Origin of the sequence: Bacillus cereus group sp. RP37 (assembly GCF_040459695.1) — a bacterium.
In the GTDB taxonomy this organism is placed as follows: Bacteria; Bacillota; Bacilli; order Bacillales; family Bacillaceae_G; genus Bacillus_A.
The window spans coordinates 434076-452355 of sequence record NZ_JARVHP010000001.1 but is presented as its reverse complement, the minus strand read 5'-3'; the positions used below and the strand labels follow the sequence as shown (position 1 = coordinate 452355).

Sequence of the window (18280 nt, the reverse complement as noted above, 5' to 3'; positions counted from 1 at the left end):
CTCGCCTCAGACTTTTTATGGAACGGCATAAGATGACATAGAAAAAAGAGGATATCTCACCCATCGTAAGATACCCTCTCTTTCAGCTGCTCAAACCATTCTCTTTCTAATTGTAAATATCCCATTTCACTATTCTCAGCGCTCTTCAATTCTTTATCCGCTTTCCTTATATAAACGTTGGAAGCTTCCATATCGCCCTCTAAATATTTAATAATTCCTTGTGTACGATAATACCCATGTAAGTCTATTTTCGTAATGGCCTTCCCACGTTGCTTCGCTTCTTGCAGAGAAAGATTATCCATCTGATAAAGAATTTTATATAAAAGATACCAACTATGAAAACTACTAACGAAAAACTTATTTTCTTTCGTTACAGGTAGTTGAACAATTGGTTCTATATATGGTATCGCTCTTCCCATTCCTTCTTGATCGGCTCTGGCATAAAAAACGAGCATAAGTCCGCTCATTATATCTCTTATACTTTTATCCTCTTTTAATTTTTCCTCACTAAGTTCTATTAATCTCTTATCCCAATCTTTCGGCCTCTTATAACTAAATAACTCACTCGATACTTGAATGTTATCTAAGTGCTGCTTCGCTTTCTCATCATCTTTAATTAAAATGAGAAATTGCATACCATCACTCAATAACGTTCCTTTTATCGGTACGATTGTAGCTGCAAAAATCACAAAGTGTAAAACAGAAAAATATAAAAGATATTGATAATAACTCACCATGTATATGTAACCGAAAGTAATACCAAATAATAAACTCGTAATCGGTCCACCTAAAGTGAGCCACGCCCATTTTTTCGAAAGGTTCGGTGTCTCTATAGAAGAAGGCACTAACATCGCCACGCCTCCGAAGTACGCCCATAATTTATTTTCTCGAATGCGTACTTTCCCCTTCTCTTTTTGAAAAGTAATCGGCCCTACTGTCATAAATTTAAAATTTAAACCACCTATTAAACCAAATACTACATGTCCTAGCTCATGAATAGCTATGACTAATAAAAAAATTCCAAATAATGCCCATATATCCAACATTACTTCTAATTTCCCAGTTCGGATTACTCCGTATAAAATGGACAAAACTAACGCCGCCGTCATAGAACCAGCTGGCCTTCTTAAAATATCCACCTTTTTCTCCCCTTAATAAATCATTTTTCTTTGCATTTCGTACATGAATTTCCCAAGATGCAATATCCAAATAAATGAGATTAAGCCAATTAATACAAAATCGATATCGCTAGCTGCTGTATATATAACGGCTGCCCACCATACATATGCCAATATTGTATTCGTAAATTCATATGCTTTATATCCAGCCTCATACACAATATGTTTTAATCCTTCATCTGCGTTTTTCGTCCACATTTTCATAGATTCCATATACGTTACACCTTGTTCAGGATATAGCTTATTATAACGATTTTTTGTTATGAGCCCGATAATCACTACGATAGTTAAACAGACGATAGAAGCTACTAAATTCCACACTGCAAATGAAACATTTGTATCTTGTAACAGTGCACGTCTACATGTAATAACTGCATATACAAACCATGCCTGTGTAACTATATCACCTACACGTAAATATATACTTATAATGCCTAATTTTCTGCCTTGTACGCTCTCTTCCTCATCGCGTGCCTCCGCTAACATACGTGTATTCTTCCAAGTGTAATACATCATTAAGATTCCAAAAATAGTACATACACCTATAAATGTATTAGATGATAATTTTCTCGGTTCATCCGAGAGTAAATTTAAAGCTACATACGTTGTTAAAAAGCCACCCATCATGCTTAATGATATTTTCCCCACAAAATCAAATTGTTTTTTTCGTTTACTCTTCATCGTCCTCTTCCCCCTCCACTAACATAAATATTTCCTCCACCGGTACATTGAAAATGTGTGCGATTTTTAACGACAATACAATAGATGGTGCATAATCGCCGCGCTCAATTAAACTAATCGTTTGCCGTGATGATCCAATCGCTTTTCCTAAATCCCCTTGTGATAAACGATGCTTTGCTCGCAATTCTCTCACTCGATTTTGAAGCTTCATGTCTTCCCTCTTTTTCATTTATTTAATTAAAATTGTAAATAATATCCTTACCATTGTCAATTATAATTGTCATTTTGACGTTAATAATTGACAGAACAACCTATGAAGTTTTAAATAGGATGAACAAAAACGTATTAAAATAGATTAGAACATAAAATAAAAAGGCAGTGCTTTTGCACTGCCTTCTAAATTCTGACATAGAATGGATTCCATATTAACTTGCGTTTTGTAAAAATGCTTGTTTTAACTGTTTGCGGAAACGAACGCCTAACGTAACTGCCACAATCACAATCACTCCAAAAATAATTTTACCGATATGACCTTCTAGCACTCCAAAGATGTCATGTAAATTTCCACCTAACCAATAACCACCGATTAAGAAGAATGATACCCAAAATAGAGCACCTGAGTAAATTGTAATCGCAAAACGACGGAATGGTAAGTTAATAATTCCTGCAAAGTATCCTGTAAAATGACGTACACCAGGAATAAAGAAACCGATAAAAATCAGGAAGTACCCATACTTATCAAACCACATTCTTGTTAAATCGATTTTTCTTTGTGTTAAAAATACGTATTTCCCATACTTTTGAATAAAGGGCATACCTAATTTATTTCCTAAAAAGTATTGAATTGTCATTCCTACACTTGTCCCAATAAAAGATAGGATAATTAAAATCGGTAAGCTTAAATCGCCCTTCTGTGCTAAAAATCCCGCATATGCTAATGTTGGCTCTCCCGGAAACGGAAGTGCAATATATTCTAACAGCAAACCAACAAGTACAACATAGTACCCGTACTGCTGAAATAATTCATGAACCCATTCCATGTCATCGCTCCTTTCAATCACGTACAACTTCTTACTATTATTGTATAAAAAAATTGTCGAAATAACTATCACAATAGCTTACATTTTTATTACATTTTTGTAAGGCTCACACTAAGGTTTTCTGTTCTTTATTTACTTCTATGTACGTTAATTTAAAAACAACTTAACAAATATATACCGTGAGAAACCTGGCCTTAATATACATTTTCCATCCAGTTTTTAACACTTAAAAATCACCTTATTTCGTTCTCAATAAAAAACCACTACAAACTCATACTAACTTCATATTAGCTTCATATACGTATTGTAAGATTATAGCGGAATTTGTTGAAAAATTTAACTAATATATTACTAAGCATTAAATTGAATAAATATAAGTCGCTTTTCGAAATTGAAAAAAGGGTGAATAAGAAATGGAAGCTTATAAAATGCACGATTTTATTAATACAAATGTTGAATCTCATCAAAATGAAACCGTTTTTAATTTACACATATGTGAAACAAGTGAATTTGACGTAAGTTTAACAAAATCTACTACACTATCTTTTATCGTTTCAAAAAAGAACATTAAGATTGTCACGAAAAAATGGATTAATTCAAATCAAGAAAGCATGATTGGCAAAAGTTACATCATTCCAACGAAAGCTTTTCACTATTTCTTACCAATCATTTCTGAAAATGAAGATGAACTAAAGATTCAAGTTCAAAGCTTTGGACTACATGGTGAGCTTTTACTAAATGAAAGATTACTTATTGATAAAAACAACAAACACAATCCAAAGATTACTACCTTCTTTGAAACATTAGATGAAAATGTAAATAAAGCATTAAGAGGATTACAAATTCATTGTATGTAAGACTATTACAATAGTAAAAGGAGAATATAATGAAAAAACTATTATTAAGTGCCCTATTATCATTAGGATTTTTAACTATTCCATTCGCAAATGCGGAGGCAGCTACAACGAAAGACCAGCTTATCGTAGACACGCAGTTAAATAAAATGGATTATTATCAAAATGGAACATTCATCAAGAGTTTTACTGTCGCTACTGGCAAAGCAACTACACCTACGCCTAAAGGTACTTTTCAAATCGTTAATAAAATTAAAAACCGCCCTTATTATACAGGCAAAATTAAAGGCGGCGACCCACGTAATCCACTTGGTGATCGTTGGCTCGGATTAAACATGGCAGGAACTTACGGAACAACTTATGCGATTCACGGGACTAACAATAATCAGGCAATTGGCAAATGGACAACACTAGGTTGTATTCGTATGTATAACAATGATATACACTGGTTATTTGAGCGTATTCCCCAGCAAGCTACTGTCACTGTAAAATAACCTAAGAACACGATTTACGTGTAGCCAAGAATTTTATGTCTTGGCTTATTTTATTTATTCATTTACAGTAGCAAAACAACTGTATTTACATATATAATGGGAATAGATTGTGTTAAATGAAATTAAAACATTGATAAACATGGATATTAAAATTATACAGTTATAATATTTTATAAATTTTACAATACATACTATAATAGAATTACTGTAATTCTTAAATATTCAGTTTCGCTAAACAACTCCCCTTGCTACTTTCATGATTATTTTATGGCGGGGGCTTATTATATGTATAAACAATCTGAGTCATCCGAAAAATGATGAATTCGAATATTGCAGTAAAAAGCGTTATTTAGGAGGTGTTACTATGACGCATATACTGGTGATTGAAGACAACCCAGATATACAAGAACTTATTCGTGAATTTCTAATGGCACAAAATTTTACCGTTGATGTTGTTGGCGCTGGAACAGAAGGTATACTTCTTTTCCAAAAAAATTCATACGATCTTGTCCTCCTTGATGTGATGTTACCAGATATAGATGGCTATAGTATTTGTAAAATTATGCGAGGACAATCTGACGTACCAATCATTATGTTAACAGGCTTACATAATGAAGAAAGTGAAATTAAAGGATTTGAATTAGGTATTGATGACTATATTACGAAACCGTTCCATTACACCGTATTTATTAAACGTGTAGAAGCTGTATTAAGAAGGGCAGCAACGAAGGAAGCAGAGACTGCAACTATACTACAATTCCATGAATTGATGTTAAATTCTACAGCATATGCCGCTTATGTTCATGGTAATCAAATTGAATTGACAACAAAGGAATTTGAAATTATTTATACTTTACTGCAAAATCGAGGAAAAGTATTATCAAGAAGTGATTTGCTGAATAAGGTATGGGGCTATGAACATTATGGTGATGTAAGAGTTATAGATACACATATTAAAAACTTACGAAAAAAATTAGGAATTACTTATATTAAAACGGTGAAAGGCATTGGCTACAAAATCGAATCGTAGCAAAGACAACATCACCAAAAATATTTTCATCAAAACCTTATTATTTTGTATTCTTTTATCACTTTGTCTTTATCAAATCATTTACTTCTTAGCTTCAAACTACGATAAAGAACGTTTTGCGAAAGAAAATGGAACGCATACTACAGAACAAGCGGATTCAGATAAACGAAACGACCAAAGTAAAACGAATCAAAATAAAGCTGTATCACAGGGAGACATTTTTAATTTCCAATCTTCTATTATAGATTATAAATCTCTCTCTACAGCTATCACTCACCTTTTGCAGCCTAGCCAAACTGCAAAAGCAAAAGAACATGCTCAAAATATTTCGGGGAAAAATAGCGCTTCTGCTCCACTTACAGAAACGGAAAAGCAAGTCGCTACTAATGATGCCTTACATAAACAAAATGCAGCCAGTAAAACAAATAATGCACAGGATGATCCAAAATTAACAGATGCACTACAGCAGTTAGCTCCACATATTGGCGCAACAATGCTTGCACTATCTCTGCTCGGATCTTTAATTTATGCAAAACTAATTGCCAAACCTTTTCAATATATGAGTGATGCTTTAAAAGATATTATAAATCTTGATTTCTCAGATAAAAAGCTACTTAACAAAAATACGGATCAAACAGATTTTAATTTGCAAGTAGCTGCTTCACAGGTCCCAAGTATAGTGAAGAATCTACATGCAAGCAATCAAGATTTAAGAAATGAACTCAAAAAGGAGCAACAATTAGAACAATCTCGTAAAGAATTTATGTCTATGGTTTCCCATGAATTAAAAACACCAATCGCAGCTGTTATGGGACAACTAGATGGCATGATTCACGGAATTGGAGCTTATAAAGATAGAGATAAATATTTAAAACGTTCTTATGAAATGATGCAAGACATTAACATATTAACGGAAAAAATGTCGGAATTATCCAAAATACAAAACCCTCAATTTAAACCTGATTTAAAAGTTATCTCATTAACCAATATTATTGAGGATGTTATGAAGAAAGTAGATTATTTCGTATCTGTAAAGCAATTAAATGTTCAATCTAACATTAAACAAGATGTAAAGGTTTTAGCAGATCCTAAATTTATTCAAACTGCTATTTTTAACATTATTTCAAATGCAATTCATTATACAATTGACCATCAGCATGTATATATAAAGCTTTATGAAAAGCCTAACGGTTACGCATTAGAAGTATTAAATACAGGTTCACAAATAGATGAAGATAAACTTGCCCATTTATTTGAGCCATTCTATCGCGCGAACCCTGACAAACATGGCTTAGTACAAGGTAGTGGTCTTGGGTTATACATTGTAAAACAAATACTAGATAAACATCAGTTTCCTTATGGGATACAAAACACACCTCAAGGTGTAAAATGTTCTATTGTATTCCCAAAAGCAATGTAAAAACCTACTACAATTTCATACCCCAAATTCATACTTCGTATGAGTGGCGGAATTTTGTAGAGTATCTTACTCTGTTTCGTTCGCCCGTTATCCTTATTTGGATAGCGGGCGTTTTTTATTATTTAAAAGGAGAATTTTCATGGAAAAATTTAAGTATTCATTACTCGTTTTATTCGGAGCTTGTAGCTACGGCGTACTTTCAACTATTTTCAAACTCGGATTCATTGATGGATTTTCAGCACATGAACTATTAGGAGGACAATATGTCTTCGGATGGATTGGGCTTCTTCTGCTCGTTCTTTTCGTTTCACGTCATAAAGTAACAAAAAAGCAATTCTTTTCATTATTAACAGTCGGCACAACGATGAGTATGACTGGTATTTTCTACGCTATTTCTGTAGAAGAACTACCGGCATCTATCGCTGTTGTCCTACTTTTCCAGTTCACATGGATTGGTGTAGTCATTGAAGCAATTGCAAATCGAACATTCCCAAGCCGTGAGAAGGTTATATCTATCATTATTTTATTTACTGGTACATTGTTTGCAGGCGGTGTCTTTGAAGGTCTCGGACAAAGCTTTTCTACGAAGGGTATTATCTTTGGTCTATTAGCCGCTGTCTCTTTTTCATTCTATGTTTTTGCAAGTGGGCGCGTTGCTACAGAAGTTCCACCTTATACGAAAAGCTTTCTTATGACGACAAGCGCTACTCTTATCGTATGCCTATTCTTCCCGCCAACCTTTTTAACGGATGGTGCCCTGCAAGCCGGTCTTTGGAAATACGCTTTCTTCCTCGGATTGTTCGGTGTTGTCGTACCTGTCATTTGTTTTTCAATTGGCGTACCGAAAGTAGGAACAGGACTTAGTACAATACTAGGAGCAGCTGAATTACCAACGGCCATTATCGCTTCTATTACACTTGTACATGAAGTCGTAACATTCATGCAGTGGATTGGGATACTCTTTATATTGCTTGGGATTTTTATTCCTCAGATGCTTACGGCTAGGAGAGGAAAAAAACCTAATCATGTGCATAGTGCATAACAAAAGACCTTTCATTTATTTGAAAGGTCTTTTTCCCTATCTCACTTTACCGCTCCATACAGCTTCTCTACCTCTTGCTCGATTTGCTTTACATCAATTCGTTCAAATAGTGGCTGTACACTATCAATTCTATTCGGCAACGTATTTTGAGGTTCCCAATTTCGGTTCACAATCGATAATGTATTTCTAACGCTTTCACTTGAAAATGGTAAAAACGGTTCAAGGAGATTTGCAAAATTAGCGATAAGATACACACAGTTATAAATCGTTTCTTCACATGAAACTGGATCATCTTCTCGTTGTTTCCAAGGTTGTCTCTCATCAAAATATTTATTTGCAAAACGTACTGCATCAAATATTGTTTCTAGCGCCACCTTAAATGTAGTTTGCTCAATTGATTCTCCTACATTTTTATATAATCCTTCTACTTTATCTTTCAGCTCTACATCAATACTTCCCTTCGGCAGGATACCACCATAATACTTTTCAATAAACTTTAATGTCCGGTTCACAAAGTTCCCGTATGCACCTAGCAATTCACTATTATGACTGTAAATGAATTCACGCCACGAAAAATCAGTATCACGATTTTCTGGTGCATTGACTGTTAAAAAGTAACGAATGGAATCTGGATTGTATCGTTCTAATATGTCAGGTACCCATACTGCCCAGTTTTTACTTGTAGATAATTTTCTTTTTTCAACTGTTAAATATTCATTCGAAACGATATGACGAGGAATTGCCCCTTCTCCTATTCCAAGCAATACCGCTGGCCAAATGATGGAATGAAACGGAATATTATCCTTTCCGTGCACATAATATGTTTTCGCTTCTCTATCCCAGAACTCTTGATCATCTTTCCCTGTTTCTTCAGCCCAATGTTTACTCGCTGAATAATAGCCTGTCACTGCTTCAATCCATACGTAAATTTTCTTATCTTCATACCCTTCTACTGGAATTGGTACCCCAATTGGTAAATCACGTGATACGGCCCTATCTAGTAACCCTTCCTTTACATATCTCTCTGTTAGTTGAATCGCATTGTCGCGCCATGTCCCTGTTTGTTTGGCGATTTCTACCGCCCTTTTAATTTGCTGCTGAAATGTATGCAATGCGAAATAAAAATGCTCTGTTTCCTGTACAGATGGCGTACTACCACATAACTTACATTTCTTTTCTAACAAATCGAGTGGATCTAAGATTGCTGAACAAGCATCACATTGATCTCCTCTTGCTGCTTCATGACAGTGCGGGCAAATTCCTTCTACATAACGATCTGGTAAAAACTGCGTACATGTTTCACAATATGCTTGTTCCACTGTTTTTTTATAAATATGACCTTCTTCTAATAAACGTAAAAAAACTTTTTGAACCGTTTCATGATGGTGCTCACTATCTGTACGTGTATAGCAATCATAAGTAAAACCAAGGCTACAAAAACATCGCTCAAACTCTTCATGATACTTATCAGCAATTTTCTTCGCCGTCACACCTTCTTGTTTTGCCCTAATTGTAATCGGTGTTCCATTACAATCACTTCCCGAAACATACAACACATTCTCACCTTTTGCCCGGTAATAACGTGCTAAAATATCTCCAGGTAACAAACTCGCAATATGTCCAAGATGTAACGAACCATTTGCATACGGCCAAGCGCCTCCAATAAAAATACTCATCTTACATTCCTCCTTTTAAATATAAAAAAGCCCCGCCCTTATCTTAAAAAAGATAAGGGCGGGGCTGTATAAACAGTCGCGGTACCACCTTATTTCGCCAATTACTCACACAATTAGCCTTAACAAGTACGGAGCTATATGCTCTTATACTGTGGTTTTGATAACGAGTACCAACTCTCGTCGCCGCCTACTATTATCATTTGATAAGTTCAGGACGAAGCTCAAAGGCCATTGTTCAAATGAATATTCTTGCTTCTTCTCAGCTACCGAAGCTCTCTGGAAAGAATGCGTTCATCCTACTTTTCCTTTTCAACGCTTTTACGTATAACAAGTATTGTACGACTTAATAACAGAAAAATCAAACTTTTATTCAGAAAGAAAAGGAAATCCCATCCTCTTGCCGAATAACTATACGTTCACAAAAGGAGTGATACGATTGAATCAAAAACAACTAAGCACACGTAATAAAAAAAGCTGGAATGCAGCTGCTTATGAAGCTTGGACGAATCGCCACGGGGCACCAGCCGATTACGCGAAAAAACTCATAAAAGATCCTATGCGCGAGGTAAATCACTATTTACCTTACATACAATCTCCAACAGGAAAACGCATTATTAATTTACTCGGGTCAAAAGGAAATAAAGCCGTTGCTCTCGCTCTTTTAGGAGCTGATGTAACAGTTGTTGATATTTCAGCAAGTAATGCAAAATATGCAAATGAACTTGCGGAAGCAGCAGGTGTCTCTATCCAGTATGTCGTTTCTGATGTATTACATGTCCAGCTATCCGAATCATTCGATATCGTATTGCTAGAACTTGGTGTACTCCATTACTTTCTAGATTTAAAACCGCTCTTTCAAAAAATTGCTACCTTACTTAAGCGAGATGGAATGCTTATTCTTCGTGACTATCATCCTGTTTACACGAAATTATTAGGAGTAGACCACCCATCATTTCGGGCCAATGGAAATTATTTCGATGAAGAATTGATTGAAGATGACGTTGCTTATAGCATCCTTCTTACAGAAGCACAGAAAGAATCGTTACCGAAAACAACCATCCGTCGCTGGACATTAGGAGAAATTATTACAGCACTCGCCGAAGAACATTTTAAAATCGAAAAACTAATTGAAGAACAGGGACCTCATCAAAAGTGGGTCTTCCCTTCTACTGCCCCAGAAGGAATTGAAGAAAGAATACCCGGTCTATATACATTAATTGCGACGAAATGCAAAAAAGGATCCCTTCACGGATAGGATCCTTTTTGCATGCTTACGCATATAAGTTGAGGTTGGAGATTACCATAATTCTGTAGAATAGGACACAAGATATTTCAACATTTCGTCTCTGACTTACGTCGTCAAAAAGGGGTATGACCAACATAACGAAGAGTAATGTTACAGTTGATACTGATAATCGTTATCAACTAATTAGAAGTATACATGATGTTATTTCAAATTACAATAGCCTTTCTCATTTTTTTTTATGAATTTTTTGATATACAAATGTATACATTTTAAGAACATTTACTCATATCAATCTGCCATCTTCCATTATCTGCTATACTTTTCATTGAACAGATTAATAACTTCATAATAATGTTTTTTATTAATTTTGTTCTTAATATTAATAAATCATAATAAATAGTTTTTAAAGGTAGGGGTAACTATGAAGTATGTTAGTATTCGAAAAAAACTACTGTTCACACTCTTAAGTATTTGTTCCTTATTTAGCATTGCTCTTATTGTTATTCTTTCATTCGCCATGAACCAAGCAAATGAAGTCGAAACATTAAAAGATGATGTATCAAAAAGAGCCACCATTTTAAAAGAACGTGGCGATTGGTTCCAAGCACAAGTTGCTGGTTTACAAGAATATTTACTGTCACATGATCAAAAAGGATTGGATAAGTTCAACCGAGAAGGAAAAAAACTAGCTGATACTAGAGAGAAAGTAACAAGTGATAAAAAACTCCCAGAAGGAATGAAAGAAGCCATTTTAATGGGAGGGAAGTGGCGAAGCGTCATAGATAATGAAGTCCTCCCTCTCGCTCGTGAAGGAAAATGGGACGAAGCATCCAAAATCGCTTTAGCTCAAACCGATTATGTAAATGATCTTTTAGGTCGTTTTACTAAATATACAAATGAAGAAAATGATAAACGTGATGCATTAATTGCTGACGTAGAGTCTTCCTCATCTCTTATTCAATATATTATTTTCTTCTCACTCATTACATGTACAGTAACGTCTATTTTATTAGCATGGTGGTTCTCTGGTAAACTCGTTAAACCGATACGACAAATTGATGAGAAATTAAAAGAATTAGCTTCTCAAGATGGCGATTTAACTGCTAGATTGCACGTAACGAGTAAAGATGAGATTGGTGATATCGCCAATTCCTTTAATCAAATGCTCACTAACTTACAACGTATCATAAAACAAGTTCAACAAACATCAACAGATGTAAAAGAAGCGTCTGAAAATGTGTTTATCGAAACAACTGCTTCTATGGAAAATAGTGCAAAAACCCAAGAAACTATGAATGTTCTCGAGCATAATATTCGTTCACAAGTTTCCAGCATCGAAGAAAGTTCAACTGCAATGGATGATATGACAACGAGTGTTCAGCGTATTGCAGAATCTGCCTCTTCTGTTGCTAGCCTAGCTGTTACAACTTCAGAAAAAGCAGATGATGGAAATAAAGTCATTGAGAAATCTATTACGCAAATGCATACTATTAACGAAGCTGTTAACGCTACATCACAAGTAGTAGAGCGACTCATTACACATACAAATCATATTGATACTGCACTTCAATCCATTTCTAATATCGCGGAACAAACGAATTTACTTGCCTTAAATGCTTCCATTGAAGCTGCCCGTGCTGGGGAACATGGAAAAGGCTTCGCTGTTGTTGCCGATGAAGTACGAAAACTTGCTGAACAATCTCAGCTAGCAGCAACTGACATTAACCATTTACTTCATCAAATTCAAGCAGATACAAAAATAGCAAATGAAATGATGGCGCAAGGTCAGTCAGAGGCTTCTGAAGGAATTACAGTCATTCGTACCGCTGGATCTTCATTCTCAGAAATTGTTAACCACATTAACAAAGTCTCTACACAAATGCAAGAAATGTCTGCAACTGCTGAAGAAATGGCCGCAAGTTCTGAAGAAATGAATGCAGCTTTAAATAACATCGCTTCTATTTCAAATGAGGTTGCCGCCGAAACATCACAAACAGCAACTTCATCTGGTGACCAAGTAAACAAAATGGGTGTCGTTGCTAAAAAAGCGTCTGAAATGAAAACGACTGTACAAGAACTTGAAGTTCTCGTTTCTCATTTCAAAACACACGCTTAAAGTGAAAAAAGAGAGATTTACAGTCTCTCTTTTTTCACTTTAAAATATCTCTTTCTATCTCTCATTCCGTCTGCTATAATTCCTAAAGGAAAGAAGAAAGCTTTGTTCCAGATGGAGTAAAGCTTTCTTTCAATTTTTTAAATTTATTAATTCTAATACTAAGATTTCAAAAAAAGGAGGCTTTTTATCATATGAATTTTATTGGCATTCGAAAAAAACTAATGTTCATGATGGGAACAATTTGCGCTTTATTTGGCATCGCCTTGGCTTTTATTTTATTTTTTGCTATTGACCAATCTCGTAAAGCTGAAGCTTTACAAAAAGAAATTTCTCCCCTTGCAACAGAATTGAAAGAACGTGGAGACGCTTATCAAGTACAACTTTCTGCTTTAAGAGGTTATTTATTACAACATGATCAAGTCGAATTAGACAAGTTTAATGAGATGAGTAAACGTCTGGAGGATTCAAAAGATAAACTTCTTTCTAATCCAAATATTTCTCAATCTGTGAAAAATACAATGGAATCAGGATCAACTTGGAGAAAATTTATTGAAGAAAAAGTTTTCACTCTTGCCAAAGAACAAAAGTGGGAAGAGGCTTTACAAGTAGCTTATGCAGAAAATGGTACTGTTTATAAAGTAATTGGTGACTTCACAAATTACAGTAATGAACAAGCTAAGTTACGTGATCAATCTATCGAAAAAATTGATCAATCTTCACTACAAATTGAATATGTTATCTTCTTATCACTTGTTATTTGTATTATCGTAGCTATCATTCTTGCATGGTGGTTCTCTGGTAAGCTTGTAAAACCAATTCAACAAATTGATAGTAAACTAAAAGAATTATCATCTCAAGAAGGTGACTTAACAGCCCGCCTACAAGTAAATAGTAATGATGAAATTGGTACGATTGCAACATCATTTAATAAAATGTTAGAAAACCTACAACATATCATCAATCGTGTTCAAAAAACATCTGTGGAAGTACAAGATGCTTCTGAAAATATGCTAGAAAAGACGAATATATCACGCGAGGCAACAATAAAAGTTCAAAGCTCGATGTCCAACTTAAATGCAAGTATTCAATCGCAAGCCTCTAGTATGGAAGAAAGCTCAACTGCAATGGACGATATGACAGTAAGTGTTCAGCGTATTGCTGAATCTGCTTCATCTGTAACTGAACTTGCTGTAGCTACATCTGAACAAGCTAACGATGGAAGTACTGTTATTCAAAAATCTGTTTTACAAATGACAACGATACACGACGCTGTAAATGCTACGTCAGAAGTGGTCGAACGTCTAATCACACATACAAAATATATTGATACAGCTGTACAATCTATTTCTAATATCGCAGAACAAACCAACTTACTTGCTTTAAATGCATCTATCGAAGCAGCCCGTGCTGGCGAGCAAGGAAAAGGTTTTGCTGTCGTAGCTGACGAAGTTCGAAAACTTGCTGAACAATCTAAAACAGCGGCAACAGATATTAACCAATTACTACATCAAATTCAACAAGATACTGAAACTGCGAATTCCATGATGTCCCAAGGCCGTTCTGAAGCATTTGAAGGCATTACTGTCATTCGTGAAGCTGGCAATTCCTTCACAACGATTGTCGAACAAGTAAATAAAGTATCTACTCAAATGCAAGACATCTCAGCAACTGCTGAAGAAATGGCTGCAAGCGCTGAAGAAATGAACGCTTCGCTTAATAACATCGCTTCTATTTCAACTGAAGTATCTAGCGAAACAGCAGCTACAGCACAATCTGCTGAGAAGAAAGTCACTACTATGAATGAAATGACCGTAACTGCAAGACAAATGAAACAAACAGTTGCAGAATTAGATCAACTCGTATCTCATTTCAAAACTGAATAGCTTTCAAAAAATATCCCTTTCCCAAAAGGGATATTTTTTTGAGCTCATTTCCTGCACATTATACACATTTCCGTTATAATGAGAATCGATATCATTAATGTGTAGGAGGTGCTACTTATGTCACAAGAAGCATTTGAAAATAAATTATATACCAATTTAGAAGCTGTTATCGATCCTGAGCTAGGTGTTGATATTGTTAATCTCGGATTAGTTTACGATGTTACAGCAGATGAAAATAACAATGCTGTCATTACGATGACGATGACTTCTATCGGCTGTCCAATGGCTGGGCAAATTGTATCAGACGTTAAAAAAGTATTATCAACGAACGTACCTGAAGTCAATGAAATAGAAGTAAATGTCGTTTGGAATCCACCCTGGTCTAAAGAACGCATGTCACGTATGGCGAAAATCGCATTAGGTATTCGTGACTAAATAAAGTGAAACTTTAATCAGTGAGGGGTCTTCATCCCCCACTGATTATTAGTTGAACCAATCGGACTTTTATGGGCAGTTGATCCACCACCTAACTTCTTTGCTTTCGCTGAATTTTGAGGTGGGGGTCTTACTGCCCATTAAAGCGGGATAAAGAAAGACCTGACATCCTAGTCAGGTCTTTTTCTTTTATTATTTTATGCCTACTGCATCATAAGCTTTCGTTACAGCTTGTACAGCTTTAGAGTTTTTACCATATAAATCTTCAGCTGACTGAAGAGCAGCTTGACGCATCATCTTAAAGTCAGAGTTTGCAGTTAAATATTTCGTAAGAGCACGGTAATAAATTTTTTCTGTCGCTTCACGGCCTACTCCAGCTACTTTCACGCCGTAATGCTCTCCGCCATCAGATACTAAATATGCAGCTTTATTATTAATACTACTGTTAATATGAACGCCGCCATTATCAGCTGCTCCAGTGTAGCGTTTATTGTAATGATCTGGGTAACCTTCACCTGGCTTTAATGGGTTTGGAATAGATGCTGGATCTTTCAGAGAACGAAGTGCATCACCAGGTTTTCCAGGTGTATAAATGTCAGCACCTAAATCCCAGCTCTTCTTCTCAACCATGACACCCATAATATCAGATAACGATTCATTTAACGCGCCTGACTCATTTTTATAAACAAGATTTGCTGTATGCTCAGTTACAGCATGCGTTAATTCGTGACCGATAACATCTAGGCCAGCAGATAATGGAATAAATGTCTTGCCATCTCCATCACCGTACATCATCTGAATACCGTTCCAAGCTGCGTTATTCCAGCTCTCCCCTACGTGAACAGAAGAAATAAGCTTCGCACCTTTATCATCGAAAGAGTTACGGTTAAATGTCTTTTTGTAGTAATCGTATACTTTTCCTGCATTTACATGCGCATCAACCGCTGCTTTGTCATCAAAAAACTTATTTTTACTTTCTACTTCGACACCTGTATATCCAAACCATTGTGAGAACATATTAAACCAGTTTTCATCCATATTCTCTGCATCAAATGTATGAACACCTTGTCCACGCTTACCATCAAATAAATGGAATGCTCCTGTCTTCTCATTTTGAGCAATTTCAAATGATTGTCTATTTCCTAATACTCCGTAACCAAATCCTGTAATGTTATCTACAGCATTATATTTCTCAATCACATTTCCATTTGTTGCATCAACAAAGTAATGCCAATAGCCTGGAGCTGGTTTTGAAATCGATGCCTTAACTAAGTATGCAAGATAGTAGTTTCCATCTTTTTCATACACAAATAAATCTTTTTTCACACCGTCATAATTCTTTACTTCTCCAATTTCTTTCTGAATATCTGCCTTTGCAATCGTTTCTGCTTGTTCTGCACTAATGCTTGCAAATGCAGGAATATTTTTATTCTCTAAATTCGGAATAACTTGTCCGAAGAATGCTTTTACATTATTCTCTTTATCTAGTGTAACAGTTTGGTCTGAACCGTACACAGGAATGTTATTATGTTTCTCAACTAACTTCACATGTGTCGTACCAGATTCAGCATCTTTTTCTTCCCCAACGACATTGAAGTGCTTATCAATGTTTCCTGCTAATTTAAACATATCTTTCTTACTCTCTAAGTATTGAAAGACCGTCTCTTTTTTATCTAGTCCTTCCGGTGCTTTCCATTCTTCACCTATGTATGCAGGTGTTTTAAATTCTTGATGATATTGAATTTTTTGTTCTTCCGCTTTCGTTGTCGTTGCTCCAAACGTTCCAAATCCCCCGGCGATAACAGTTAACGCTAATGCTGATGAAATGACTTGCTTTTTCACTATAACATTCCCCATTCCCATAAAGATTTTTGACACTTTTATAAAATTCTGAATCTTTAACCAAATACCTCTTTCGAAAAATTGAGAAACATTTTTCAGATAATTCCATTCAAAAAGAGGACACCCTATCAGGTGTCCTCTTTTTATAAACATTTTGTTATTTTTTTAACTCAATTGCTAAATAGTGTGATTGCTCTTTCGCTTCAATATGAATATCTTCTTCAATCGCTTCTGCCGCATCGCGCATAACAAGTGTCTCACCATTTATTACACTACTTCCTTCAATTTGAACAAGGTATAATTGACGACCTTCTTTCACAGGAAAATGAATTTCTTTTCCAGCTTCTAACGATAAAGAATATAAATTCGCATCTTGGTGAATTTGAATTGGTGCCTCTCCTTCTAATGGAGATACCATATGGAACCACTCATTTTCACGCTTTCTCCAATCAAATTTAAACTCACCATAGTTTGGCTTATGATCCGCACGATCTGGTAAAATCCAAATTTGTAATAAACGCAATGCCTCATTTCCTAAATTATGCTCACTATGAAATACACCTGTACCAGCACTCATATATTGAACATGACCACGCTCAATTGTTCCGCGATTCCCCATGCTATCTTCATGTGTTAAAGCACCCTCTACAACGTACGAAATGATTTCCATATCGCGGTGCGGATGCATATCAAAACCAGTTTGTGCCGCTACTAGGTCATCATTAATAACACGTAATGCTCCAAAGCTCATGTTATTTGGATTATAGTAATTAGCAAAGGAAAAATGAAAATGTGTATTTAACCAACCGTGATTTGCTCTGCCCATATTTTTATGATCAACTTTTCTAAACATATCCTTCACCTCATATTATCTCGAATTCAAGATTTATTTTAAAATTTTTTCTTACTGTAATTTTTTTAGTAATTGTAATAATTGCTGTTGTTCTTCTATGTTTAATTTATGAAACTGCTCCGCTTGGAACGTTTCCTGGGGCGGGACGATCTCCTCATATAAAGCTCTTCCCTTTTCTGTTAACGAAATATATTTCGTAGTACCTTCTTGTTCACGACCAATCCACTCCAGCTGCTCCATTTTATTTAAAAGCTGCGTGACATTTCCTTTCGTAACAAATAGCTTATTTCCAAGCTCTTGCTGCGTTAAACGATTATGTCCCCCAACTTGAGCTAGTACATCAAACTGAGCGGCAGATACATTCCACTTTTTCAAATGCTGATTCGTCTCACGAATACTCTTGTTATAAAAACGTGATAAACGAAACCATAATAGTAATCCGAGTCTATCTTCTGTTTTCATTTCATCACCTCGCTCGTTTCATACCATT

Annotated in this window: 17 protein-coding genes and 1 other annotated feature; of the genes, 9 read left to right on the top strand and 8 right to left on the bottom strand. The window is 35.4% G+C overall.

Annotation, left to right across the window (positions count from 1 at the left end; all coding sequences use genetic code 11):
- Nucleotides 1-56: 56 nt before the first annotated feature.
- From QCI44_RS02200 to QCI44_RS02185, 4 genes are all read right to left on the bottom strand, one after another.
- Nucleotides 57-1109 (bottom strand): site-2 protease family protein, encoded by a 1053-nt coding sequence (locus QCI44_RS02200; RefSeq protein ID WP_033660225.1) that lies wholly within the window; start codon nt 1107-1109, stop codon nt 57-59.
- 42 nt (nt 1110-1151) lie between these two features.
- Nucleotides 1152-1859, bottom strand: a complete 708-nt coding sequence (locus QCI44_RS02195; protein ID WP_016085664.1) for a DUF3169 family protein — start codon at nt 1857-1859, stop codon at nt 1152-1154.
- On the bottom strand, nt 1849-2070 hold the full coding sequence (locus QCI44_RS02190; protein WP_016085663.1) for a helix-turn-helix transcriptional regulator: 222 nt from the start codon (nt 2068-2070) through the stop codon (nt 1849-1851). The genes QCI44_RS02195 and QCI44_RS02190 overlap by 11 nt, the downstream gene beginning before the upstream one ends.
- A gap of 214 nt (nt 2071-2284) precedes the next feature.
- The gene (locus QCI44_RS02185) at nt 2285-2899 is read right to left on the bottom strand and encodes a DedA family protein (protein ID WP_016085662.1); all 615 of its coding nucleotides are present in this window, start codon (nt 2897-2899) and stop codon (nt 2285-2287) included.
- A 413-nt stretch (nt 2900-3312) separates the two neighbouring features.
- Here QCI44_RS02185 and QCI44_RS02180 point away from each other — a divergent pair, with 413 nt between their 5' ends.
- The 5 genes from QCI44_RS02180 (at nt 3313) to QCI44_RS02160 (ending at nt 7739) form a co-directional block, all read left to right on the top strand.
- A complete protein-coding gene (locus tag QCI44_RS02180) occupies nt 3313-3756 on the top strand; it encodes a DUF3978 domain-containing protein (protein WP_033659968.1) in 444 nt (147 codons plus the stop codon).
- Between the two features lie 29 nt (nt 3757-3785).
- Complete coding sequence (locus QCI44_RS02175; protein WP_016085660.1) at nt 3786-4247, top strand: L,D-transpeptidase; 462 nt, start codon at nt 3786-3788, stop codon at nt 4245-4247.
- A gap of 364 nt (nt 4248-4611) precedes the next feature.
- Nucleotides 4612-5277 (top strand): response regulator transcription factor, encoded by a 666-nt coding sequence (locus QCI44_RS02170; protein ID WP_016085659.1) that lies wholly within the window; start codon nt 4612-4614, stop codon nt 5275-5277.
- Entirely contained in the window at nt 5255-6697 is a 1443-nt protein-coding gene (locus QCI44_RS02165) for a sensor histidine kinase (protein WP_016085658.1), read from the top strand. Before QCI44_RS02170 ends, QCI44_RS02165 begins: the two co-directional genes overlap by 23 nt.
- Before the next feature lie 139 nt (nt 6698-6836).
- A complete protein-coding gene (locus QCI44_RS02160) occupies nt 6837-7739 on the top strand; it encodes an EamA family transporter (RefSeq protein WP_016085657.1) in 903 nt (300 codons plus the stop codon).
- A gap of 41 nt (nt 7740-7780) precedes the next feature.
- On the opposite strand, the gene metG is transcribed toward QCI44_RS02160, so the two are convergent.
- The gene (gene metG, locus QCI44_RS02155; protein WP_353810988.1) at nt 7781-9415 is read right to left on the bottom strand and encodes a methionine--tRNA ligase; all 1635 of its coding nucleotides are present in this window, start codon (nt 9413-9415) and stop codon (nt 7781-7783) included.
- Nucleotides 9416-9466: 51 nt separating this feature from the next.
- Nucleotides 9467-9737, bottom strand: a binding site (T-box leader).
- A 114-nt stretch (nt 9738-9851) separates the two neighbouring features.
- On the opposite strand from metG, the gene QCI44_RS02150 reads away from it, so the two are divergent.
- The 4 genes from QCI44_RS02150 to QCI44_RS02135 all read left to right on the top strand — a co-directional run bounded on the left by QCI44_RS02150 (nt 9852) and on the right by QCI44_RS02135 (nt 15095).
- Complete coding sequence (locus QCI44_RS02150) at nt 9852-10670, top strand: class I SAM-dependent methyltransferase (RefSeq protein ID WP_033660218.1); 819 nt, start codon at nt 9852-9854, stop codon at nt 10668-10670.
- A gap of 412 nt (nt 10671-11082) precedes the next feature.
- Entirely contained in the window at nt 11083-12777 is a 1695-nt protein-coding gene (locus QCI44_RS02145) for a methyl-accepting chemotaxis protein (RefSeq protein WP_353810987.1), read from the top strand.
- A 191-nt stretch (nt 12778-12968) separates the two neighbouring features.
- Entirely contained in the window at nt 12969-14660 is a 1692-nt protein-coding gene (locus tag QCI44_RS02140; RefSeq protein ID WP_016135968.1) for a methyl-accepting chemotaxis protein, read from the top strand.
- A 117-nt stretch (nt 14661-14777) separates the two neighbouring features.
- Nucleotides 14778-15095, top strand: a complete 318-nt coding sequence (locus QCI44_RS02135) for a metal-sulfur cluster assembly factor (RefSeq protein WP_016135969.1) — start codon at nt 14778-14780, stop codon at nt 15093-15095.
- Nucleotides 15096-15287: 192 nt separating this feature from the next.
- On the opposite strand, the gene nprB is transcribed toward QCI44_RS02135, so the two are convergent.
- From nprB to QCI44_RS02120, 3 genes are all read right to left on the bottom strand, one after another.
- Nucleotides 15288-16937 (bottom strand): neutral protease NprB, encoded by a 1650-nt coding sequence (gene nprB, locus QCI44_RS02130; protein ID WP_016085652.1) that lies wholly within the window; start codon nt 16935-16937, stop codon nt 15288-15290.
- A gap of 157 nt (nt 16938-17094) precedes the next feature.
- Complete coding sequence (locus QCI44_RS02125) at nt 17095-17790, bottom strand: pirin family protein (RefSeq protein WP_016135971.1); 696 nt, start codon at nt 17788-17790, stop codon at nt 17095-17097.
- Between the two features lie 51 nt (nt 17791-17841).
- Nucleotides 17842-18252, bottom strand: a complete 411-nt coding sequence (locus QCI44_RS02120) for a MarR family winged helix-turn-helix transcriptional regulator (protein WP_016085650.1) — start codon at nt 18250-18252, stop codon at nt 17842-17844.
- Nucleotides 18253-18280 lie beyond the last annotated feature (28 nt).